The organism is Sodalis sp. RH24, assembly GCF_047324145.1.
Lineage (GTDB): Bacteria > Pseudomonadota > Gammaproteobacteria > Enterobacterales > Enterobacteriaceae > Acerihabitans.
This window is the reverse complement of sequence record NZ_CP178729.1, coordinates 2,898,032-2,920,117: the sequence shown is the minus strand read 5'-3', so window position 1 is coordinate 2,920,117 and position 22,086 is coordinate 2,898,032. Positions and strand designations below refer to the sequence as shown.

The following is a 22,086-nucleotide window of genomic DNA, read 5'->3' as shown; positions in this document are numbered from 1 at the left end:
ATTAACAGGATTGCCACCTCTTTTTTCATATTGTTGTCATGATAGAACATATCTCTGCGCTGACTATAGCTCCAGTGATAATAACCACAGCCTTATTTCTCTATATAAGGTTGGCGAAAGCGTGTGTCTTTTTTATTAATTGATAACACAATAAAACCGGAGTGAGAGAATGCCTTTAATTATTGTTTCTTTGGGAATAGTAACCCTCTTATTTTTAATCATGAAGTGTAAGCTTAATACTTTTGTTTCGCTGATTATTGTTTCATTCGGCGTGGCGTTGGCATTGGGCATACCGCTGAATAACGTGGTGAAATCCATCGAAGGCGGCCTGGGCGGCACGCTCGGTCATATCGCGCTGATATTCGGTATCGGCGCCATGCTGGGACGCCTTATTGCCGATGCCGGCGGCGCCCAGCGCATCGCCATTACCCTTATCGGCAAATTTGGCGAGAAAAATATCGAATGGGCGGTGGTGGTCGCGTCTTTTATCGTTGGCATCGCGCTGTTTTTTGAAGTGGGCCTGGTCTTGCTGATCCCGATAATCTTCACCATCGCCAAACAGCTGAAGGTGTCAATCCTGCATCTGGGGATTCCCATGGCCTCGGCGCTGCTGGTGACCCACGGCTTTTTACCGCCGCATCCGGGGCCGACGATGATCGCCGGGGAATATGGCGCCGATATCGGTTCAGTGCTGCTGTACGGCATTATTGTCGGCACGCCGACGGTGATCCTGGCCGGTCCGGTTTATAATAAACTGGCCAAAAAAATCGTGCCTGAGGGGTTTAACAAAATCGGCAATATCGATTCCCTTGGCGAATCAAAGCTGTTCAGGCTTGAGGATACCCCCGGTTTCGCCATCAGTATGCTGACCGCCATGCTGCCGGTGATATTGATGTCGTTAGCGACCATTATTACCATGATCCAGCAGGAAACGGGGCTGGCCGATAATACCGCGCTGGCCATTATCCGCCTGCTGGGCAACGCTTCTGTCGCCATGCTGCTTTCCCTGCTGTTCGCCATCTACAGCATGGGGCTGGCGCGCGATATCCCCATCAAAAACCTTATGGCCTCCTGTGGCTCGGCGGTGACCAGCATCGGCATGATGCTGCTGATTATCGGCGGCGGCGGGGCGTTTAAACAGGTGCTGATCGATGGCGGCGTCGGGCACTATGTGGCCGATTTATTCACCGGCACCGCCGCCTCGCCGATTATCCTGGCCTGGGTGGTCGCCGCGATCCTGCGTATTTCGCTGGGTTCCTCCACCGTGGCCGCTATCTCGACGGCGGGGCTGGTCATACCCACCCTGGCGCACAGCGATGCCAACCTGGCGCTGGTGACGCTGGCCACCGGCGCCGGCAGCGCCATCGCCTCGCATGTCAACGACGCCGGTTTTTGGATGATCAAGGAATACTTCGGCCTGACCATGAAAGAGACATTCGCCACCTGGACGGTACTGTCCACCATAGTCTCGGTGGCCGGGTTGGGGTTTATCTTATTACTGAGCCTGGTGGTATAACCCCCGGCGAGTGATGAATGACGATCTTGATGCCGGGAGCGCGGTAACCCTTGTCGCCGTCAGTTCCCGGCCGTATATCCTAATTGCTCTGATAATTCCTGCCCGGCCTGTTTTAATAATTGGATATAGTCATCGAATTCGTTATCGCTGACGCGGGAAATTAAGGTCGAGATACTGATGGCGGCGATAACCTTGCGTTCAACATTCCATATCGGCACGGAAATACATCTTACCCCCTGTTCATTTTCCTGGTTATCGAGGGCATATCCCCGGCTGCGCACCTCGGCCAGTTCCGCTAAAAACCGGCCTTCATCAGTAATGGATTGCGGCGTTTGCCGGGTATAGTCGTAATTCTCCAGCAACGCCTGGATATCCGCCGGTTTAAGAAAGGATAACAGCACTTTGCCGATGGCTGTGGCATGCACCGGCAGCCTGCGCCCGATGCGGGAATAAGAAATTACCGCCATCTTCCCTTCCACTTTATCGATATACACGCCTTCTTTACCGTCAAGAATACCCAAATGCGTGGTCTGGCCGGTTTTAATCGATAATTCAAGCAGGAAACTTCTGGCTTTTTGCCGGATATCAATGGAATTGACCACCAGGTTTCCCCGTTCGACCAATTTCATGCCCAGACGGTATTTGCCGTTTTCATGATTTTGATCGATATAACCCTGCACCTGCAGGGTTTTAAGCAAGGAGTGCAGGGTGCTTTTGTGCAGGCCCATTTTATTGCTGATTTCGGTGATTTTTAGTTCGGTGTCGTGTTCATCGAACAGGTCCAGAATATGCAGGGCTCGTTCAACGGATTGGATGATTGGCATGGCTGACCGCTTGGGAAAAGAATGATACATGTTATGGGCTTGACGGTACTACGTCCGGTCGGGAAAATCAATTTAACCCCATCCGCCGCGCGGCGCGTCCGTTTATCGTCTTATGCGATCGCGAACACGGATTTTAAAAAAATAATTTCAAAATCATCTAAATTTGAAAGTTTTTTTGGCGGACGGTCGCTACCTTGTGGCGGTAAATCAGGGGAGAATTCGTTATGACGACAAACATCACTAACAACTCTTTTTACCGTCCCGAGGATAATAATGCGTTCAACACAGGCGTGAACAGAATGTCGGGCGCGCTGCGGTTAGATGATCGCAGCGAAGGAGCGTATGAACAGCCGGGCGTGCCGCAACATATCATCAAAGTCAGTAACCGGCCGGCGGGAAGCCCGTTAGCACCAAACGGCCATCGTGCGTCTGGATTCCTTCCTTTGCCGGTTCAGCCTATCAATCCGGGTGTTGCGGCAGCGCGCGCCGCGGCAGGTTCTTCCATGGCGGTAGCCCCCGGCGCCGCACACAAGACCACCGCTATAAAGGCCATACCCGCTAACGCCGAAACCACGGCAAGCCAGCGCATTAATATGTTCATTAAGTCGTTATTTACGGCTAAAAATATTAACAAGGCCATCAGAGTGGTGGGCGTAGCCATGACCGCTGCCGCGCTATTCTCCGCCGTGGCGACCTTAGTCGGTGTGGCGGGGGGACCTTTGCTTATCGTCGTCGCGGTAGGTTTTGCCATTGGCGCGCTGGTGAGTTTAACGGCCAAGGGTTTATCCCGCGCTTTCGCCAAGGCTGCGGTTCATGTGGTCAAAAATAAATCCGCCGAAACCCAGGCCAAAACCGGCGGCGCGGTGGCTCTGATGTCGGCGTTTGGCCACAATGCCAGCACCCGTGGAATGCAAACCGCCGCCTACGTTGGCGGCATAGCCGGTTATTGCTGCGCCACAATCGGGAAACCTGAACTGACCAAGGTTTTGTTGGCGCCCATTGGCAAAGCCGTTGGCGTAATGGATACGATGATGTGTGGAACGGCTAATGTGGCTAAACAATGGGGCGCGGCCGTAGGCACCGCCGTGGCGGGCTGTTTGGCATGGTACAGTGATTTGGCGGAGCACGAACTTGGCAAAGTTGCCGATGGCGCCGCGTCTGGCAGCCAAACCGGGGCGTCAGTTGGCCGTTTAATCGATGATTTTATTTTTTCTCCCCTCGGGCTGGGTTTGATTCGCAATATACAAAATCAGTATATCAACACCGCTAAATCCTGGTATTTATTACCCTGGACATCGGAAGAACCCGCGGCCGGTCCCGCGGAATGGCTGGCGGCGATATCCGGGGGCACCCTGGGCGGCGTGACGCAGGTGGCCGATATTTACACCGGGGGGGAAATAACCCGCATAGGCCAGGCGGCCGATACCGCCCGGCGCACCGTATCCTTTGGCAAACTGCTGCGCGCGGCGGGTAATGCGCGGGATATACGGCCCGGCGGGACCCTCAACGCCTTGCATACCGCCTGGCAAACCGTTTCCTTCGGCAAGATGGTAAGCGCGGTAGGTAATTATTTCGAACTGCGTATTCCGCATCCGGCCTGAATCACGCCTCGGCGGCGGCCAGCAGTTTTACGGCGGTATCCTCATCCGTTACCAGGCCGTTAATCCAGCCGCCGCTGAGCACCGCCTGGATAGCCTGGAACTTTTCCCGGCCGCCGGCAAAGGCGATCACCGGTTTTTCGGGGCGTGTCTGGATAGCGACGCTGGTCAGGCGATCGTCCATTTCGCTTGCCACCCGCTGGCCGTTTGCGCCGATAAAATGGCCGACGATTTCCGCCACTACGCCCGCCTGCGTCAGCCGGTTGACTTCGTCGGTGGTGATAAAACCATCCTTATGCAACGGGCAAAGGTAGTTCATCTGGCCGATGCCGATAAAGGTGACATCCGCCTGCGCCGCCTTATCGGTCACCATGCGGTAGATACGGTGATTACACCACAGCTCTTTATCCGTCAGGTTATCGGCGAACAGCGGCGCCGGCAGGATAAAATATTTACCCTGGGTTTTTTCCGCCATCCATAACGGCACATCGTAACGGGTACAGGAGCCGTCGGAGGCGATGGCGCCGATAAGCGATACGCAGCTATGCTGCGGGCGATCGATGGGCGCCATTTCGTTAATGGTGGCGCGCAGCGCCCGGCCGGAGCCGACGGCGATGGTCCTGGGCTGCGGCTGATCGAGAAACTGCATCATCACCTCCGCGCCGGCCACCGCGATCATGCTGTTAATACTGCCGGTATCCATGCCTCCCGACGGCACCACCAGGCATACCGACAGGCCAAAACACCGGGCCAGCCGTTGGGAAAGCGCCGTGCATTCAGCCACCGGATGGGTGATATTCACCCTGACCAGGCCATTTTCCGACGCCAGCGCCACCAGGCGCTGCGCCGCCTGGCGCGACACCCCCAGCACATCGGCGATTTCATGCTGTGTTTTGCCCGCCACGTAATACATCCAGGCGGCCCGGGCGGCCTGATCCAATTTCCTGTCGATTTTACCCATTGATCATACTCAGCTTTTAGCAGTGGTGGAACTATACCCATCATTTATGGAGGGCGTAAATCGATCATGTGCGAACTGTGAGCTAAAGCTCATTTGATGGGCTATTATTCGATTAAGCTCTCCATCTAGGCAATTACTCATTTTGTGAGCTTATGCTCATCTCCCTTTCGCGAGGTACTATACATTATGACCACTTCACAACACTTTACCTGGATGCACATCGGCGCCGGTTCTTTCCACCGCGCGCACCAAGCCTGGTATCTGCACCGTCTGCTGATGCAGGGCGACGGACGCTGGTCGATTGCGCTGGGTAATATCCGCGACGACGCCAACCCACTGCTGGATATCCTGGCGGCACAGAAAGGGGAATATGCACTGGAAACCGTGACGCCCGCCGGGGAGCGCAGCTATGAAAAAATCACCTCCATCCGCAAAATCATCCCCTGGGACGAGCAACTGTCGGCGCTGGTCGGGCAGGGCGCGAGCGCCGATACCCGGGTTATCTCCTTTACCGTGACCGAAGGCGGTTATTACCTGGATACCCATTTTAAACTCGACCAATCCAACGCGGATCTGCAGGCCGACCTGAAGGGCGGCGCGCGCACGATTTACGGCACCATCGCGCGCATCCTGCAAACCCGCCGCAGCCAGGACACCGGCGGCGTCACCCTGCTCAGCTGCGACAATGTGCGCCATAACGGCGAACGGTTCCGTGACGGCCTGACCGAATTCCTGACCCTGCGCGGCGAGCAGGATCTGCTGGCCTGGTTCCAGGCCAATACTACCACGCCGAACACCATGGTTGATCGCATCACGCCCCGTCCGTCCGCTGATATTGCCGGCCGGGTCAAGGAAAATCTGGGCATGGACGACCGCGCGCCGGTGATGGGCGAGTCTTTCATCCAATGGGTGGTGGAAGACCATTTTATCGCCGGACGTCCGGCGCTGGAAAATGTCGGCGTCGAAATGGTGGATTCCGTGGTGCCTTATGAAGAAGCGAAAATCCGCATCCTCAACGCCAGCCACAGCTGCATTGCCTGGGCGGGCACGCTTATCGGCCAGTCTTATATCCATGAAAGTACCGGCACCGCGGATATCCGCCGCATGGCCTACGACTATGTCACTCAGGACGTGATCCCCTCGCTGACGCCAAGCCCGCTGGACCTGGCGCAATACCGCGATGTGGTGCTGGACCGCTTTAGCAATCCCTATATCCGCGACACCAATCAACGGGTCGCCGCCGATGGCTTCTCCAAGATCCCGGGCATGATCACCCCGACCCTGATTGAATGTTACCGCCGGGGACAGCCGCCCAAGGCCACGGCCGTGCTGCCGGCGCTGTTTTTTATCTTCATGCGCCGCTGGCATGACGGCGAACTGCCTTACGACTACCAGGACGGCATCCTGGACGCGGCGGCCACCCACGCCATGTTCAGCGCGGCCGACCCCGTCGCGCTCTTTGCCCGCGACGCCAAACTGTTCGGGCCGCTGGCCACCGACCAGGATTTTGAAAAATTACTGCGCGAGACCATCACCCGGCTTGACGCCTGGGCGCTGGCCAAGGCCCCGAAGGTCGCCGCTCAGTAACCGCATCAGCCAATAACGAAGGGGAGCGAATATGTATCTCGGTCTTGATTTAGGCACCTCGGAAATCAAAGTAGTGATTATCGATGACAAGGGACAACTGGTCGCCAGTGAAGGCGAACCGCTGACGGTGCAGCGCCCGCATCCGCAGTGGTCCGAGCAGGATCCCGCGCAGTGGTGGGCGGCCACCAACCGCGCCGTCGGCCGCCTGCGCGCGCGGCATACCGATCTTTGGGCGGGGATTCGCGCCATCGGCCTTTCCGGCCAGATGCATGGCGCGGTATTGCTCGACGCCCGGGATAACGTGCTGCGCCCGGCCATTCTGTGGAATGACACCCGCAGCGCGCAGGAGTGCGAACAGCTTACCCGGCTGGCGCCGGAGCTGCATCAAATAGCCGGTAACCTGGCGATGCCGGGGTTTACCGCGCCTAAGCTGCTGTGGGTGGCGAAACATGAGCCGGAGATCTTTGCCCGCGTCAAGACCGTACTGTTACCCAAAGATTACCTGCGCCTGATGATGAGCGGTGAAAAAGTGTCGGATATGTCCGACGCGGCGGGCACGCTGTGGCTGGATGTGGCGAAACGCGACTGGTCGGATTCCTTGCTCGGCGCCTGCGGCCTGACCCGGGATCATATGCCGGCGCTGGTGGAAGGCTCCGCGCCGTCCGCCACCCTGAAGGCGGATGTCGCCCGGGAATGGGGTCTGCCGCCATCGGTGGTGATAGCCGGCGGCGGCGGCGACAATGCGGCCAGCGCCGTGGGCATCGGCGCGGTGAATACCGGCGATGCGTTTATCTCACTCGGCACCTCCGGGGTGATCTTTGCCGTTAACGAATGTTTCCGCCCCAACCCGCAGTCGGCGGTGCATGCGTTTTGCCATGCCCTGCCGGGCCGCTGGCATCAGATGAGCGTCATGCTCACCGCCGCCAGCGCGCTGCGGTGGTTATGCCAGATTCTGCATACCGACGAACCCACCCTGCTGGCGGAGGTGGCCGCGCTGAGTCTTGAGGAACAGCGGCGGGCGCCGATATTCCTGCCTTATCTTTCCGGCGAGCGTACCCCGCATAACGATCCCGTCGCCAGCGGGTCGTTCCATGGCTTGACGCATTCCACGGAGCGCGCGTCGCTGGGCTACGCGGTGCTGGAAGGCGTGGCGTTCGGTCTCGACGATGGCCTGGCGGTCATGAAACAGGCCGGCAGCCATATCGAACAATTTTCGCTGATCGGCGGCGGCGCCCGCAGCCCGTGGTGGGCGCAGCTGATAGCCGACGTGGTGGCCGTCCCGGTGGTAACCCATCGCGACGGCGCGGCCGGCGGCGCGCTTGGCGCGGCCAGGCTGGGCTGGCTGGCGGCGGGCGGCAACGAGGCGGACGTGTGCCGCAAACCGGCAATCCATACCCGTTTCACCGCCGGGACCGACCGCACCGAACAGCTGCAACACCGATTGGCGCTCTACCGGCTGTTCTATCGCCAGCAGGTGGACGCCAGGAAACTGGCGCTATGATCCCGGCCCGCCGGATCGGGCGCCGTATCCGGCGGGCCACCCCCATTCACGCACGCTGAACAGAACAATAAAGACGTTACCTCTACCCTAACGTAAACAAACAGAAGGAAGGATATCGATGAAAAAAGTATTAGCGGGTCTGTTGCTGGCCGTGGCCTCGGTGGCGATATCGGCCCATGCCGAAGATAAAATCAAAGTCGGTTTTGCCAACCGAACCCTCAATGGTGCCTTTTTCAACGGCCTGACAGAGTATATGAAAATCCATGCCAAGGAACGGGGCTATGATTTGATCACCACCGATGCGCGCGGGGATTTGAACAAGCAGATTTCCGATGTCGAGGATATGATTTCCCAAGGCATTAATTATCTGGTGCTCAATCCGCAGGATCCCGAAGCCGGCATGCGTATTACGCAAATCGCTAAACGCGCGGGTATTCCTACCGTTATCCTCGACAGCGATATTTCACTGGATGCGCCGGTGATCACCCGCGTGCAGGCCAATAACGCCAAGAACAATATCGCCATTGGCGAATTCGCGGTCGATCAGTTTGGCAATAAGCCGATGAACTGCGTCATTATCAGCGGCAACCAGGGCAACCTGGTGGGTGAAGCCAGGCGCACCAATTTTATTCGCGGCGTGATGGAAGCGCAACTGCGTAAATATAACCAAACCAACCTGACCATCGTCAGCCAGGGCTGGGGCAACTGGGATCAACAGGGCGGCCTGAAAGCCATGGAAGACATCATTGTCGCCCAGGGCAATAAGATCAACTGCGTCTACAGCGAAATGGACGATATGGCCCTGGGCGCCATTTTGTCGCTAAAAGGCGCCAATAAACTCCAGGACGTAAAAGTGTTTGCCCACGACGGCTATAAAAAAGGCCTGGAAGCCATTGAACGCGGCGACCTGCAGGCGACGGCGGCCAATAACCCCAATACGCTGACCAATACCGTGCTGGATGTTATCGCCAAATACCAGGCGGGCAATAAAGACTTCCCAGATTATGTTTACACCCCCACCGTGCTCATTACCAAAGATAACGTGAAACAAGTCTACGATGCTAAATCGCTTTTCTAACGTCTTCCCCCCCTTGCCACAAGGGGGGCTGATATGAGGTATGTTCATGGACCAGTATGCAGTCGTTATCGAAAAGGTTAAAAAAAGCTTTGGCGGAGTCCATGCGCTAAAGAGTATTGATTTGAAGGTGAAGAAAGGAAGCATCCACGCCATCGTCGGTGAAAACGGCGCGGGTAAATCGACGCTGATGAAAATCCTCTCCGGTATCTATATCAAGGATAGCGGCACCATCTATATCAACGGTAAAGAGGTGCATTTCACCACGCCAAAACAAAGCCGGGAAAATAATATCGGCATTATCTACCAGGAACTGGCGCTGGCGCCGGATCTGACCGTGGCGGAAAATATTTTCCTCGGCGACCTGGGGTTCGGTGGCCAACTGGTGAACTGGAAAAAAATGAACCAGAAAGCCGGCCGGGTATTATCCAACCTGGGTTTCCATATACCGCCCACCGCGCGCCTGGGCACGCTGAGCGTCGCCTACCAGCAGATGGTGGAAATTGCCAAATCGCTGGCCAGGGACGTCAAGATATTGATTCTTGATGAACCCTCGGCGGTATTATCGAACCGGGAAATCGATATTTTATTCAGCCAGCTGAAATTACTGAAAGGGCAGGGGGTCACCATTTTGTATATCTCCCATCGCCTGGATGAAATATTCGCCATCGCCGACGCCATTACGGTTATCAAGGATGGCGAGACGGTGACCGATCTGGACCCCAAGACCTGCACGGAAGACGACATTATTTCCAGCATGGTGGGGCGTAAATTTGAAAACCTGTATCCGACCAAAAATATTCCCCAGGACGAAACGGTGCTGGAGGTGTACGGCATGTCCACCAAATCGCTGTTAAAGGATATCAGCCTGACCGCCAGGAAAGGGGAAATCGTCGGGCTGGCGGGACTGGTCGGATCCGGGCGCACGGAAATTTCCCGCTGCCTGTTCGGCCTGGACCGCATGACCAAGGGCCGGATTGTGAAAAACGGCAAGGACATCACCATTCGCCACCCGGCCGACGCCATGCGCCAGGGCATCGGCCTGGTGCCGGAAAGCCGCAAAGAGCAGGGCGCGATTTTAACCCGTCCTATTCGGGAAAATATGACGTTATCCAGTCTGAAACGCGTTTGTTATAGGTTTGGCATTATTAATTATCGCAGTGAGCGGGCGTTCAGCGAACAGTCGCGGCAACGGCTGGCGATCAAGCTGGGCTCCGTCGAGGACCCCATATCCAGCCTGAGCGGCGGCAATCAGCAAAAGGTGGTTATCGCCAAATGGCTGGCCACGGAATGCGATCTGCTGATCCTGGATGAGCCCACGCGCGGCGTCGACGTCGGCGCCAAGGTGGAAATTTACAACGTCATCCATGAACTGGCCGAGAAAGGCTACGCCATTATCGTTATCTCGTCGGAAATGATCGAGGTTATCTCCCTCTCCCACCGGGTGTATGTGATGAGCGAGGGATCGATAACCAAAGAGTTGCAGGGCTCCCAGATTACCGAGGAAAACATCATGAGATTCGCCATACCTAAACGTGCTTTAGTGTAGATGAGGAAAAATTATGGAAACGGTAAACAATCCCACTAAAACGACGGGCTTTGCCATGCGAGCCAAAGTGCTGAAATTTTTCGCCAACAACTCCACGTTACTGGTATTTTTCGTGATGTTGATTGTGGCCAATTTTTTATCCGATCGCTTCTATAGCCCGGAAAATATTACCAATGTGCTAAGGCAAAGCGTGCCGCTGGGCCTGGCGGCCATCGGCATGCTGTTTGTTATCCTCACCGGCGGCATTGATTTATCGGTGGGGTCGATCATGGCCCTGGTGTCGGTGGCCGTCGCGCTGCTGATCCCGGAAATCGGCGTGATGCCGGCCATCGTGGCGGGCGCGGGCATCGCCACGCTGGTGGGGGCCGCCGCCGGCTGCCTGGTGACTTTTTTTAATATCGCCCCCTTTATCGCCACGCTCGCCATGATGACCATTGCGCGCGGCCTGGCGCTGATTGCCGCCAAGGGGCAGCCGATTTTCATCGACGATGTGTCTTATGTGAATTTCGGCACCGGCTATTTATTGGGACTGCCCCTGCCGGTCTATGTCTTTATCGCATTTGCCATCATTGCCCATTTTGTCTATCAGTACACCGTGTTCGGCCGGTTGGTGATTTCCATCGGGTCCAACGAAACGGCCACCCGTTTCGCCGGTGTGCGGGTCGACTGGTATAAGTTTGCCGTCTATGCCCTAAGCGGACTGGCCTGCGGCCTGGCGGGCGTGCTGGCCTCCACCCGTACCGGCGTCGGATCGCCGGTGATGTCCATCGGCTTCGAGCTGGATGTGATCGCGGCGGTGGTGGTGGGCGGCGCCAGCCTGGCGGGTGGCCGCGGCACGGTGGTCAATACCATTATCGGCGTGCTGATTCTCAGTATCATCTCCAATCTGATGAATTTAATGAATATCTCCGGCTATAACCAACAGGTGGTCAAAGGCGCCATCATTATCATCGCGGTGATGCTGGAAAGCTTTAAATCCCGGGCGCGGGCGTAAAGCCACTTCGGCGGGAAGAGCGGCCAAACCGATCGGGGCATGTGGTTTTGGTGGGCAAACCAGCGCTGGGCGCGGGCGTATGCAACGAGCGTGCATACGCCCGTTTTCGCCTAAAATTAACGCGTCTGCGCAGCGTCGGTCAAGGGGCGGCACTGCTGATAAAGCTCGCGAAAACGCGGGTACAGTTGGTGGTAAAAATCCCGTGCCGCGGCACTGGGCCGGATGACCTCGCCGAAACGCACAAACCGGCTGGCGCCGTTCCAGTCGTCGCTTAGACCCGCTCCAATGGCGGCGGTCCAGGCGGCGCCCAGGCAAGAGCCGGGATGTCCCTCCAGGCGCTGCAACGGCTCACCGAGCACGTCGGCGACAATTTGCATCCACAACCGGCTGCCGGAACCGCCGTCGGAAACGATATAACGACGGGTGGGATACCCGATATCATGTAGCGTGTCGATATGGTGCCTGATGGCAAAGGCGTAGGCTTCCAATAACGCGCGCCAGATATGACCCGCGTCGTGGGACAGCGTCAGGCCGAACAATACGCCGCGCGCCGCCGGATCGTGCAGCGGCGTCTTTTCGCCCAGGAAATAGGGCAGGCATATCACCCCGCCGGCCCCCGGCGGTTTCTGTTGCGCCAGGCTATCGATATATTGATGCAGTGAAAGGCCGGCCTGCGCCGCCGCCGGCCGGTGCTGGCCGGCAAAATTTTCCGCAAACCAGTTTAGTCCCGAGCCGCCGGTGGACATACAGCCGTTCGGCATATACATACCCGGCACCAGATGATAATCAAGAAAAAGGCGCGCATCTGGATTGACCGTGGCGGTGGCGGTCAATATATCCACCGACCCGCCGAATTTCAGCAACACGTCGCCCTCCCGGGTGACGCCTGCGCCCAGCGCGGAGGCAATAAAATCCGCCGCGCCGCCGATAACCGGCGTGCCCGCCGCCAGGCCGGTGAACTTAGTCGCCGCCGGCGATACCCTGCCCAGGATGTCATGGGATCGTACCAGGCGCGGCACCGCCAATCTTGGCAGATGGGCCAGGGCAATCTGTTCGTCGTCAAGCCTATGGGAGGCGATATCGATAAAACCCGCTTCCAGCGCCCAGTTCTGCTCGATGGCCTTTTCGCCGGTCAGCCGCCAGTTGATGAAGTCATAGGCGCCGAATACCGTGGCGATCCTTTGATAGATCGCGGGTTCATGGCGTTCGATCCAGCGGATCTTGGCGGCGACCAACTGCTGGTTGATGCCGTTGCCGCTACGGCGGATAAACGCTTGCTCATCCTGTTCGGCGCGAAGTTCGGCCACTTCCCTACCGCAACGGCCGTCGCTTTGCTGGATGCTGGGGCGCAATAGCCGATCCTCTCCATCCAGTAGCACCACGGCCGGTAACATGCCGGTGATGCCGATGCAGGCGATATCGGTGTTGGTTATGCCGCTACTCTCCAGCAGCTCGCGGCAAATTTCGCCGACGTTGCGCCACCATTGTTCAGGATCCTCCTCGGCCCATCCCGGCTGCGGCGAGGAGAGCCGCACCGGACGGGAAACCAAGCCCAATACGTCATCCGGGAGCCGGATCAGCATGCCGATGGTGGACGTGGTGCCTATATCAATACCCAGTAAGCAGTTCATGCGCCCTCCCGTCAGGCCGCCGTCGCGATGTCAGTTCATTAACGCAGGCTTTCCACCACATCCATAAAGCGCTTGACCCGATCACCGTCCACCGCGTTCCAGGTATAGCCGTCCACCTTGAAATGCGTGCCAATAACCACGCCGCTGGCCATGCTTAACACGTCGCGCACGTTATCGATGGTGGTGCCGGTGTTGGCGAATACCGGCACGTCGGAAACTGCTTCGCAGACTTTACGCAGATGGGATTTATCCGCCGCCTCGCCGGTTATCTGGCCGGAGACCAGAATGGCGTCGGCCAGAGAGGAGAATACCGCGCTGCGCGCGCGCAGCTCAATCGGCCGGCAGTCCAGGGAATGGGCGAATTCGGCGTTGATATTGAACAGCAGTTTCATATCGTCCCGGCCCAGATTATGGCGCAACCGGGATGCGGTGGCGCAGTCGGGCTGCCAGATGCCCATGTCGGAGGCGAACACGCCGGTAAAAATTTCCCGCACAAAACTGGCGCCGGTGACGGCGCCGATAGCGACGCTGGCATTCGGATCCCACAGGTAGTTGACGCCGAAGGGTACCCTAAGCGCCGGTTTAATGGCCTGCACCACCGCCGACATGGCGGCGACGCCTTCCAATGCCGCGTTAAACACATAAGGCCGATCATTTTCGTTGCCGAACATGATGGCGTCCACGCCGCCCGCCTGTAGCTTTTCCACATCGGCCAGCACATCGGCGATCAGTTTATCAATGCCGCCGCCGGCATCGTAGAGCGGGGACCCCGGCAGCGCGCCGATATGCGCCATGGCTATAACCGCTTTGGCTTTATTACCAAAAAAATCAAAAATCATAGGACACTCCAGACGATGTTATCGGGGACCGGTATCCCCGGGCCACATATCAGCAGCCTGCCGACAAAGGCGGAGCGATGACCACCTTAATCCTGGCTGCCTCGAGCGCCAGGGCAATTGCCGGTGGCGGCGAGCTCTCGGTAATCAGCATGTCCACACCCTCTAGCGGGGCGATGTTCACCAGCGACATGCGTTGGAATTTGGATGAATCGCACAGCACCACGGTATAACCCGATCGGTTTAGGTAAAGCCGTTTCAGGTCCACATCCTCAAAGGAGTAGTCATAAATGCCGTCGGCGGTAATGCCGGAAACACCGATAAAGGCGACATCAAACCACAGCTGTTCAAACTGGGCGATGGCGGCCGGGCCGCCCATGGCCATTTCATCGCCGCGCATATGCCCGCCCGCGAGATAAATATCCGGCGCCCCGCTGCTCATACGGTGGGCAATGCGCACGCTGTTGGTGAAAATTTTCATCCGCTGGCGCTCCAGTAGTCTTTCCGCCACCAAATAGGTGGTGGTGCCGACATCCAGCGCCACGGTGCGGTAACCGCAGGCGATATCCGCCGCCATCGCCGCAATGCGGGCCTTTGCCTCGCAATGCTTTACCAGGCGGGCGTCAAAACTGGGCTCTTCGCGATCTATCGCCACCGGCGTAATGTGGTCCGGCAGCACCGCCCCGCCGTGGATCCGCACCAGTTTCCCTTCCGACTCCAGCTCGAGGAGATCGCGTCTGATGGTCATATCTGAAACGTCCAATTCGGCGGCGATGCCGGTAACCGAAACGGATCCCTGCTGCGCCAAGGTCTCGATGATATGTAAATGGCGGTCTTGTGCCAGAAGCCTGGGGCGTTCCGGTTTCGCGTCATAGGCCGAAAACTGTTCTTTATTGGTGTTCATTCCGACATCCATTGCAGCTTAATGTTTGGGTTTGTCTGTCATCAAACAATAATTCACATAATACGGAGAATTATTTTTTTATCAAACATATTTATGTTTTGATTTGTTCGATATTTTGTTGTAGATAATAGTGGATAACGTAGAGGAGCAGCAACATGAGCTATGATATTGCCAGTCCCTATCAGTATCACGATCTGGCCGGAAAGGCCGCGGTAGTCACGGGCGGCGCCACCGGTATCGGCCGGGCCATCGCCGCCGCGCTGGCCGCGCAGCGTGTGCGCGTCGCCATTGGTGATATCGATGAGGTAAAGGCGAAACGCACCGCCGAGGAATTAGGCGGCGAGACGTTTGGTTTTCATCTTGACGTATGCTCCCGCGCATCGGTCACCGCCGGGTTTGCCCGGGTAAATGAGGTTTTTGGCGGTTTTGAGATTTTAGCGGCCAACGCCGGGGTTTCTACGATGCAGCATGCGTTAAAACTCACCGATGACGAATGGGATTTTAATTTTGACGTCAATGCGCGCGGGGTGTTTCTGACCAATCAGATCGCCGCCCGCCAGTTTGTCGGCCAGGGCCGGGGGGTGATAGTCAATACCGCTTCCCTGGCGGCGAAAGTTGGCGCGCCGCTTCTGGCGCACTACTCCGCCAGTAAATTCGCGGTACTGGGCTGGACCCAGGCGCTGGCCCGTGAACTGGCGGTACATGGCATTAGGGTGAATGCCGTGTGCCCCGGATTTGTTAAAACGGGGATGCAGTCGCGAGAGGTGGAATGGGAAGCGGAGCTGCGTTCCGTCGAGCCGGAACGGGTCATCGCCGATTATATCGCGCAGACGCCGTTGGGACGTCTGGAAACCCCCGATGATGTCGCCGATGTGGTGGCGTTTTTGTGCTCGGACGCCGCCCGCTTTATGACCGGTCAGGGTGTTAATGTCACCGGTGGCGTTTATACCGGCTGATAAATACAACAAAAAGAAACATTCTAATCAGATGCGGACAACACTTCTGCGGGATCCGATAGGCAACCGGCGAAAGCGCGCCACCGGTAAAAGCAATCGTTTGCCCCAATGATGGTCGGTTTTGCGTTAACGTCAAAGAGAGGGAATACCATGGCTTCTATTGAACTGCGGCGGGTTTCCAAGATCTATCAAAACAATCAGTACAGCGTACGTGACGTCGACCTGAAGATTCGGGATGGTGAGTTTGTGATCTTTCTCGGCCCCTCCGGCTGCGGCAAATCCACGACGCTGCGCATGATTGCCGGCCTGGAAAGCATTACCTCCGGAGAACTGCGCATCAATGACCAAAATGTTAACCATGTGGCGCCCCGCGATCGCAATATTGCCGTGGTATTTCAAAGTTACGCGCTCTACCCCCATATGACGGTGGCGGAAAACATGGGTTTCGGTTTGAAAATGCGCGGCACCGCGACCGGCGTTATCCGGCAAAAGGTCGCCGAAACCGCCGCCATGCTGGGACTGGACCAACTTCTGCATCGCAAACCAGGCGCCCTGTCCGGCGGCCAGCGGCAGCGGGTGGCGCTGGGGCGCGCTATCGTGCGGGAACCGCAGGCTTTTCTGCTGGATGAGCCCTTATCCAACCTGGATACGCAACTGCGCGCCGAAATGCGCACCGAACTGATAAAACTGCACCGCAGGTTGGGTAAAACGATGGTGTATGTCACCCACGACCAGATAGAGGCGATGACCATGGGTGATCGCATCTGCATCATGCGCGACGGATACCTGGTACAGAGCGGCACGCCGTTGGAGGTTTACGCCAACCCGGCCAATACCTTTGTGGCGCGTTTTCTTTCCTCACCGCCCATCAACCTGATCCCCTGCGTGGTGCGCGCGTGGGCCAAGGGAGTATCTCTTGAGCTGAACGCCACCTGCCGCCTGCGGGTGGCGGATTACGCGCGGGGGGATTACCGGCACTATGACGGACAGCCTGTGATCCTGGGAATCCGCCCGGAAGATTTCCATGCGCGGCAGCTTAACGCCAACTGGCAGCCGGTGATGTTAAAGGTGACGGCTGTGGAAGCCCTGGGGGCGGAGAACATCGTCATCGGCACCATTGCCGATGTCCGGTTCGTGGTGCGGCTTGACCGGCATACTCTGCCGTCGCCCGGGAGTACCATCACCCTCTATATGGACCCCGACCCACTGCATTTATTTGACAGCCTGACGGGGGATGTCCTGCCGCGCCGGGCCTCCCCTCCACTCGCCAGCTAGGCTACACCGAGGGCATGGTATGTTACGCAAAATTGCACTGCATCTTGGGCTGATACTTTCCTGCCTGCTGGTGATACTGCCGCCGTTATGGGCGCTGCGCACGAGTCTGGTACCCGAGCCTATGGCCTACAGCGCCGATTTGTTCCCAGGCTGGTCATGGGAAAATTACCAGGGACTGCTTGAGAAAAACAATTTTCTGGTTCATTACCGCAACAGTCTGATTGTCTCGATATGTTCGGTGATTCTGGCGATGCCGTTTGCCGCCGCCACCGGTTATGCGTTTGCCCGTTTCAGGACCGGCGGACGGGCGGCGCGCTTTATTATGCTCGCAACCCAAATGCTGCCGGCGGTGGCGCTGGTATTGCCGGCGTTTGCCCTATTGCGCACGCTCGGGCTGACCAACTCGCTGGTCGGGTTGACGCTGGTGTACGCCGCGCTGAACCTGCCGTTCCTGACCTGGATCCTGATGGGTTTTTTCGAGGGTATACCAGTCGACCTGGAATGGGCGGCCATGACCGACGGCGCCACCGCCTGGGGCGCCTTCCGCCACGTGGTGCTGCCGGTTTCGCTGCCGGGCCTGGCCGCCGCCGCGGTGCTGGGGTTTATTCTTTCGTGGAACGAGTTTCTATTCGCCCTGGTGCTGAGCGGGCCGCAAACCTCGACTATTCCGGTGGCGCTGGCCGCGTTGCAAACGTCCAACGGCGTACAGATTGGCAAAGTGTCGGCGGGGGTGGTAATGGCCATTTTACCGCTGATTATCGCATCGCATTTTATCCAGCGTTTTATCGTCAAGGGCCTGACGTTCGGTAGCGTTAAATAATATAAGCGTTTAATAGTTAAAACCTCACGGCCCATTGTTCTTTTTCACCAGAGAAAATCATCAATCCGACGAAACAGGAGCCGGTCATGTTAATAAAGACAAAAATATTATTCTTATCAGGTTTGGTTATGTTGTCCACCGTTATGGCAGCGCAGGCAAAAGAGGTGGTATTGCGCGCCCTGATGGAAGATGTCCCTGAGACTCATATTATCGAGCAAATGCTGCCGCAATTTGAAAAAGAGAGCGGTATCAAGGTTGAGTTTGAAAAGATCGGCTACGGCGATATGCATGATAAGCTGGTAGCACAATTAATTGCTCCACAAAGTTATTACAATTTGCTGGAAGTGGATTTTCTATGGGCCGGTGAATTTCCCGCCGCGCAATGGCTAACCAATCTCACCCCGCTCATTAAAAAAGATAATTTTGATACGTCGGCGTTTATCCCATCCACCGTTTCACTGCTCAACCACGACAAAGATAAATTATTTATTTTGCCGATGTATAACTATTCCATGGGGCTGATATATCGCACTGATATTCTGGCGGATAAAACGCTACAGCAGCAATACCAGGCCAGCGCCAATAAGGCGTTGGTGCCACCGCAAACGCTTCAAGACTATGTCGCGTTAATTAAATATATTAAAGAAAAACAGGGTATTGCCGGGGCGGCCATGCAGGGGCAACGCGGGGATCCCAACAGCATGGAATTCTCCAACTATCTGTTTGCCGCCGGCGGCGATTACCTGGACCAGGATAATAAGGTGGTGCTCAATAGCCCGGCGGGTAAAAAGGCCCTGGCCTTATATGTCGATGCCATCCAGCATGGGGCCCAAGCTGGCGCGCTGTCCGCCACCCTCGACGATACCATGCGTTTGATGTGCGGCGGCAAGGCCTTCAGCATGATCACCTACTGGTGGATGCTGCCGCAACTGGACAACCAGCAGGCATGCCCGGCCGTGGCGGGTAAACTGGCGCTGACGACGATGCCGGGCGGCCATGGTGAAAGCGGCGGCTGGGGATGGGGCATTCCACATAATGTTTCACCTGAAGAAAAACAGGCCGCCTGGACCTTTATCCAATGGGTGCAAAGTAAAAAAACCGAAACCGAGCGCGCGCTGCAGGGCCATGCGCCGGTGCGCGCCGATGTCTACCAAGACCCGGCGGTGCTGGCTAAATTCCCCTATTACCAAACCGCGCAGCAGGTGGTCGCCAGCGGCAAATCTTTCCCTATCTTCACCTATTCCGCCCAGTATGAGGATGTGCTCGGCACCCAACTTTCCCAAGTGGCCGGCGGCAGCGGCACCGTTGACGGGGCGCTGGCGGAATCCGCCGCCCAGCTTGAAAAGCTGATGAAGAAGTAGAAGTCATTGATGATGCTATCTAAAACCTCCGCAGCTTCCCTGCGACAGACAAAACCCGACCGCGTCGGGTTTGACCGGTTTCGCCTGACCGGCTGGGCGTTTGCCTCACCGGGTTTGACCGCATTGGCTATCGTGCTGGGTTTCCCTGTGCTGTATGCCGTCGCCCTGGCTTTCTCTTCCTTTACCCTGATGCGGCCTGCCCTGGCGCCGTTTGCCGGCATCGACAACTTTGTCGCCGTGCTGAACGATGGGGCATTTTGGGCGGCTGCCTGGTTGACTATTAAATATTCGCTGATTACCGTCACCGGCGAGTTTTTGGCGGGGCTGGGCATTTCTCTGATGCTTAACCGGGTGGTCAGGACCCGGCCGCTTTATTTCGCGTTGCTGACCATCCCGATGGCGATGTCGCCGGTATGCGTTGCGCTGATTTGGCGTATGTTGCTGCAGCCCAACCTGGGTATTATCAACCATGTGTTCGAGTCCTGGGGACTACCGCGCATGGACTGGTTGGGCAATCCGACCCTGGCGTTCTGGAGCATGGCGTTTATTGATGTCTGGCAGCAAATGTCTTTTGTGGTGCTGATCCTGGCGGCCGGTCTTGCCGCGCTGCCACGTGAACCTTACGAGGCCGCCGAAATGGACGGCGCCAGGCAATGGCAGCAATTTTGGTATATTACCTTGCCGATGCTGCGCCCGGTGGCGGCCATCGCCGTGGTCATCCAGCTGATTAACGAGCTGCGAACCTATGATTTGCCTTATGTGCTGACCCGCGGCGGCCCCGGTACCGCCACCGAGGTACTGAGTTTTTTTGCCTACCGTCGGGCCTTCCTCGGCCTGTCGATTAACGAAGGCTCGGCCGCTGCACTGGTATTGCTGCTCATTGTGCTCGCCATGACGGTCATCTTTTTCGCCATGCTGGAGCGGCGTCGTTAATCGCCGGGGCAACCCGCTGTTCCTGATAACGTTACGCCAGCCCAGGGGATTGGCGCCCGGCACGTATGAAGGCAGGTGGCGGCTAATATCGGTATTGGCGCCGGCAACGACTGACGATAGCGGTATATTAGCCGCTATTAGCCGCTACTGGCCGATATGCCGCAGCTTTTTACCCGCCAGCAGGTTGTGCTCTATTTTTTCCAGCGACATATTTTTGGTTTCCGGTATCAGGATAAAGGTGATCACCACAAAGACCACATTAAGCGCGCTGTAGAGCCAGAACGTGGCGGCGGCGCCAATATGTCCCATCAGGGTCAGGAAGGTGGCGCCGATAATCATATTGGCGACCCAGTTGGTGGTGGTGGAACAGGTAATGCCGAAGTCGCGGCTTTTCAGCGGCTGGATTTCAGAACACAGGATCCAGACCACCGGCGCGGCGCTCATGGCGTAACCGGCGATGCACATCATGGTCATGCCCACCGCCAGATAGGAAATGCCGGCGGAATGATTGCCGCTATCGATCAATTGCAGGCAAACCCCCAGCAGCAGCGTGCCGACGGCGATGACGCTAAAGCCGATTTTCAGCGCCGGCTTGCGCCCCGCCTTGTCCACCATGCCGATGGCGATAAACGTCGCCAGCACAAACGTCAGACCGACGATAACCGTCGCGATCATTTGTTGGCGGGTGGTGGTGAATCCCGCCAGGCTGAAAATTTTCGGCGCGTAATACATGATGATATTCATACCGGTAAATTGCTGCATTGCCTGCAACAACATGCCGAGAAACACCGCCCGGCGCACATTGCCGTTGGACTTGAATAATGCCCAGCCGTTTTGCTTGAGCTTCAGGCTTTCACGGATATCATTGAGCTCTTGCCGCGCCTTTTCCGAGGTGTCGCGCAGCATCCGCAGTACCTGTTCCGCTTCGATATGCCGTCCCTTGGATGCCAGCCAGCGGGGACTGTTGGGCAGAAAAAACACCGCCGCCAGCAAGACGATCGCCGGGATGCACAGCACGCCCAGCATGGCGCGCCAGTTGCCGCTAGCGCTAAAGGCGGTATCGGACAAAAAGGCCAGCAATATGCCCAGGGTCACCATCAGCTGATACATGGCGATAAGCTTGCCGCGTATGGATTCAGTGGCCATTTCGGACAAATAAAGCGGCGCGGTATAGGACGCGATGCCGATGGCAAAACCCAGCAGCACACGGCTGAGCAACAGGATTTCCGCCGACTGGGCCAGCGCCGAGCCAACAGAGCCGAAGATAAACAGCACGGCGCCGATCATCAGGCTGTATTTGCGTCCCAGACGGGAAGAGAACCAGCCGTTGGCCAGCGCCCCGATCGCCGCGCCCAGCATCATGCTGCTGACTATCCACTCCTGCAATTGATTGCTCAGGGAAAAATGCTCGGCGATAAGCGGCAGGGCGCCGGCAATCACGCCGATATCCAGCCCGAACAACAGGCCGGCCATGGCGGCGGAGAAGGAGATAAACGCATTCATAAAGCGCGCGTTACCGGCCAACGGAATGCCGGTAGCGGCGGCCGGGGAGGGGTATTCGCCAGAGTGTGACATGAAGTCTCCATACAAAGCATAACAACGGCGGTCAGCCGGACAGGTGCTTAACATGGAACCCATTGCCCTTCAGCGTGAGACTTGGTCGGCTAAAGATATAGAGAGTCCTGCTACTTATCTGGTATTTGTGATAGGTGTATCACATTTATCAGCTGGTTAATCCCTACAAAATGGATAAAACAGCTTTACG

Annotated in this window: 18 protein-coding genes; 12 read left to right on the top strand and 6 right to left on the bottom strand. The window is 57.1% G+C overall.

Annotation, left to right across the window (positions count from 1 at the left end):
• Nucleotides 1-169 precede the first annotated feature (169 nt).
• Nucleotides 170-1,516, top strand: a complete 1,347-nt coding sequence (locus tag ACL2XG_RS13340) for a GntP family permease (protein ID WP_410012370.1) — start codon at nucleotides 170-172, stop codon at nucleotides 1,514-1,516.
• A gap of 59 nt (nucleotides 1,517-1,575) precedes the next feature.
• Here ACL2XG_RS13340 and ACL2XG_RS13335 read toward each other — a convergent pair whose 3' ends face one another.
• A complete protein-coding gene (locus ACL2XG_RS13335; RefSeq protein ID WP_413721992.1) occupies nucleotides 1,576-2,340 on the bottom strand; it encodes an IclR family transcriptional regulator in 765 nt (254 codons plus the stop codon).
• Nucleotides 2,341-2,843: 503 nt separating this feature from the next.
• Between ACL2XG_RS13335 and ACL2XG_RS13330 the strand changes: the two genes are divergently transcribed.
• On the top strand, nucleotides 2,844-3,941 hold the full coding sequence (locus ACL2XG_RS13330; RefSeq protein WP_413721993.1) for a hypothetical protein: 1,098 nt from the start codon (nucleotides 2,844-2,846) through the stop codon (nucleotides 3,939-3,941).
• Between the two features lies 1 nt (nucleotide 3,942).
• Here the strand turns inward: ACL2XG_RS13330 and ACL2XG_RS13325 are convergent, their stop codons facing one another.
• Nucleotides 3,943-4,899 carry a sugar-binding transcriptional regulator gene (locus ACL2XG_RS13325; protein ID WP_410012367.1) on the bottom strand — a complete coding sequence of 319 codons (957 nt, stop codon included), beginning with the start codon at nucleotides 4,897-4,899 and terminating at the stop codon, nucleotides 3,943-3,945.
• Between the two features lie 186 nt (nucleotides 4,900-5,085).
• Between ACL2XG_RS13325 and dalD the strand changes: the two genes are divergently transcribed.
• From dalD to ACL2XG_RS13300, 5 genes are all read left to right on the top strand, one after another.
• A complete protein-coding gene (gene dalD / locus ACL2XG_RS13320; protein ID WP_410012366.1) occupies nucleotides 5,086-6,486 on the top strand; it encodes a D-arabinitol 4-dehydrogenase in 1,401 nt (466 codons plus the stop codon).
• Between the two features lie 31 nt (nucleotides 6,487-6,517).
• Nucleotides 6,518-7,987 (top strand): xylulokinase, encoded by a 1,470-nt coding sequence (xylB, locus tag ACL2XG_RS13315; RefSeq protein ID WP_413721994.1) that lies wholly within the window; start codon nucleotides 6,518-6,520, stop codon nucleotides 7,985-7,987.
• A gap of 118 nt (nucleotides 7,988-8,105) precedes the next feature.
• Nucleotides 8,106-9,065, top strand: a complete 960-nt coding sequence (locus ACL2XG_RS13310) for a substrate-binding domain-containing protein (RefSeq protein ID WP_331122048.1) — start codon at nucleotides 8,106-8,108, stop codon at nucleotides 9,063-9,065.
• Between the two features lie 46 nt (nucleotides 9,066-9,111).
• Nucleotides 9,112-10,611 (top strand): sugar ABC transporter ATP-binding protein, encoded by a 1,500-nt coding sequence (locus ACL2XG_RS13305; protein ID WP_410012364.1) that lies wholly within the window; start codon nucleotides 9,112-9,114, stop codon nucleotides 10,609-10,611.
• Between the two features lie 55 nt (nucleotides 10,612-10,666).
• Nucleotides 10,667-11,605, top strand: coding sequence for an ABC transporter permease (locus ACL2XG_RS13300; protein ID WP_410016644.1), 939 nt, complete (start codon nucleotides 10,667-10,669; stop codon nucleotides 11,603-11,605).
• 116 nt (nucleotides 11,606-11,721) lie between these two features.
• Here ACL2XG_RS13300 and ACL2XG_RS13295 read toward each other — a convergent pair whose 3' ends face one another.
• From ACL2XG_RS13295 to ACL2XG_RS13285, 3 genes are read right to left on the bottom strand one after another with little or no spacing between them, the layout of a single operon-like run.
• Nucleotides 11,722-13,236: an FGGY-family carbohydrate kinase gene (locus ACL2XG_RS13295; RefSeq protein WP_413721995.1), complete on the bottom strand. Its 1,515-nt coding sequence runs from the start codon at nucleotides 13,234-13,236 to the stop codon at nucleotides 11,722-11,724.
• 38 nt (nucleotides 13,237-13,274) lie between these two features.
• Nucleotides 13,275-14,075, bottom strand: coding sequence for a BtpA/SgcQ family protein (locus tag ACL2XG_RS13290; protein ID WP_410012362.1), 801 nt, complete (start codon nucleotides 14,073-14,075; stop codon nucleotides 13,275-13,277).
• A 49-nt stretch (nucleotides 14,076-14,124) separates the two neighbouring features.
• Complete coding sequence (locus ACL2XG_RS13285) at nucleotides 14,125-14,976, bottom strand: DeoR/GlpR family DNA-binding transcription regulator (protein WP_410012361.1); 852 nt, start codon at nucleotides 14,974-14,976, stop codon at nucleotides 14,125-14,127.
• A gap of 155 nt (nucleotides 14,977-15,131) precedes the next feature.
• Here ACL2XG_RS13285 and ACL2XG_RS13280 point away from each other — a divergent pair, with 155 nt between their 5' ends.
• The 5 genes from ACL2XG_RS13280 to ACL2XG_RS13260 all read left to right on the top strand — a co-directional run bounded on the left by ACL2XG_RS13280 (nucleotide 15,132) and on the right by ACL2XG_RS13260 (nucleotide 20,321).
• Nucleotides 15,132-15,932, top strand: a complete 801-nt coding sequence (locus tag ACL2XG_RS13280) for an SDR family NAD(P)-dependent oxidoreductase (RefSeq protein WP_410012360.1) — start codon at nucleotides 15,132-15,134, stop codon at nucleotides 15,930-15,932.
• 150 nt (nucleotides 15,933-16,082) lie between these two features.
• Complete coding sequence (locus ACL2XG_RS13275; protein ID WP_410012359.1) at nucleotides 16,083-17,207, top strand: ABC transporter ATP-binding protein; 1,125 nt, start codon at nucleotides 16,083-16,085, stop codon at nucleotides 17,205-17,207.
• A 19-nt stretch (nucleotides 17,208-17,226) separates the two neighbouring features.
• A complete protein-coding gene (locus tag ACL2XG_RS13270) occupies nucleotides 17,227-18,027 on the top strand; it encodes a carbohydrate ABC transporter permease (RefSeq protein ID WP_410012358.1) in 801 nt (266 codons plus the stop codon).
• Between the two features lie 128 nt (nucleotides 18,028-18,155).
• The gene (locus ACL2XG_RS13265) at nucleotides 18,156-19,388 is read left to right on the top strand and encodes an ABC transporter substrate-binding protein (RefSeq protein WP_410012357.1); all 1,233 of its coding nucleotides are present in this window, start codon (nucleotides 18,156-18,158) and stop codon (nucleotides 19,386-19,388) included.
• Between the two features lie 9 nt (nucleotides 19,389-19,397).
• Nucleotides 19,398-20,321: a carbohydrate ABC transporter permease gene (locus tag ACL2XG_RS13260; protein ID WP_413721996.1), complete on the top strand. Its 924-nt coding sequence runs from the start codon at nucleotides 19,398-19,400 to the stop codon at nucleotides 20,319-20,321.
• Between the two features lie 144 nt (nucleotides 20,322-20,465).
• Here the strand turns inward: ACL2XG_RS13260 and ACL2XG_RS13255 are convergent, their stop codons facing one another.
• Nucleotides 20,466-21,896, bottom strand: coding sequence for a sugar porter family MFS transporter (locus tag ACL2XG_RS13255; RefSeq protein WP_410012355.1), 1,431 nt, complete (start codon nucleotides 21,894-21,896; stop codon nucleotides 20,466-20,468).
• Between the last annotated feature and the right edge of the window lie 190 nt (nucleotides 21,897-22,086).

What these genes read in the sequence shown, in the direction of transcription:
- ACL2XG_RS13340 (WP_410012370.1), top strand. Translation starts at nt 170, where the DNA reads ATGCCTTTAATTATTGTTTCTTTGGGAATAGTAACCCTCTTATTTTTA.
- ACL2XG_RS13335 (WP_413721992.1), bottom strand. Translation starts at nt 2,340, where the DNA reads ATGCCAATCATCCAATCCGTTGAACGAGCCCTGCATATTCTGGACCTG.
- ACL2XG_RS13330 (WP_413721993.1), top strand. Translation starts at nt 2,844, where the DNA reads ATGGCGGTAGCCCCCGGCGCCGCACACAAGACCACCGCTATAAAGGCC.
- ACL2XG_RS13325 (WP_410012367.1), bottom strand. Translation starts at nt 4,899, where the DNA reads ATGGGTAAAATCGACAGGAAATTGGATCAGGCCGCCCGGGCCGCCTGG.
- dalD (WP_410012366.1), top strand. Translation starts at nt 5,086, where the DNA reads ATGACCACTTCACAACACTTTACCTGGATGCACATCGGCGCCGGTTCT.
- xylB (WP_413721994.1), top strand. Translation starts at nt 6,518, where the DNA reads ATGTATCTCGGTCTTGATTTAGGCACCTCGGAAATCAAAGTAGTGATT.
- ACL2XG_RS13310 (WP_331122048.1), top strand. Translation starts at nt 8,106, where the DNA reads ATGAAAAAAGTATTAGCGGGTCTGTTGCTGGCCGTGGCCTCGGTGGCG.
- ACL2XG_RS13305 (WP_410012364.1), top strand. Translation starts at nt 9,112, where the DNA reads ATGGACCAGTATGCAGTCGTTATCGAAAAGGTTAAAAAAAGCTTTGGC.
- ACL2XG_RS13300 (WP_410016644.1), top strand. Translation starts at nt 10,667, where the DNA reads ATGCGAGCCAAAGTGCTGAAATTTTTCGCCAACAACTCCACGTTACTG.
- ACL2XG_RS13295 (WP_413721995.1), bottom strand. Translation starts at nt 13,236, where the DNA reads ATGAACTGCTTACTGGGTATTGATATAGGCACCACGTCCACCATCGGC.
- ACL2XG_RS13290 (WP_410012362.1), bottom strand. Translation starts at nt 14,075, where the DNA reads ATGATTTTTGATTTTTTTGGTAATAAAGCCAAAGCGGTTATAGCCATG.
- ACL2XG_RS13285 (WP_410012361.1), bottom strand. Translation starts at nt 14,976, where the DNA reads ATGAACACCAATAAAGAACAGTTTTCGGCCTATGACGCGAAACCGGAA.
- ACL2XG_RS13280 (WP_410012360.1), top strand. Translation starts at nt 15,132, where the DNA reads ATGAGCTATGATATTGCCAGTCCCTATCAGTATCACGATCTGGCCGGA.
- ACL2XG_RS13275 (WP_410012359.1), top strand. Translation starts at nt 16,083, where the DNA reads ATGGCTTCTATTGAACTGCGGCGGGTTTCCAAGATCTATCAAAACAAT.
- ACL2XG_RS13270 (WP_410012358.1), top strand. Translation starts at nt 17,227, where the DNA reads ATGTTACGCAAAATTGCACTGCATCTTGGGCTGATACTTTCCTGCCTG.
- ACL2XG_RS13265 (WP_410012357.1), top strand. Translation starts at nt 18,156, where the DNA reads ATGTTGTCCACCGTTATGGCAGCGCAGGCAAAAGAGGTGGTATTGCGC.
- ACL2XG_RS13260 (WP_413721996.1), top strand. Translation starts at nt 19,398, where the DNA reads ATGATGCTATCTAAAACCTCCGCAGCTTCCCTGCGACAGACAAAACCC.
- ACL2XG_RS13255 (WP_410012355.1), bottom strand. Translation starts at nt 21,896, where the DNA reads ATGTCACACTCTGGCGAATACCCCTCCCCGGCCGCCGCTACCGGCATT.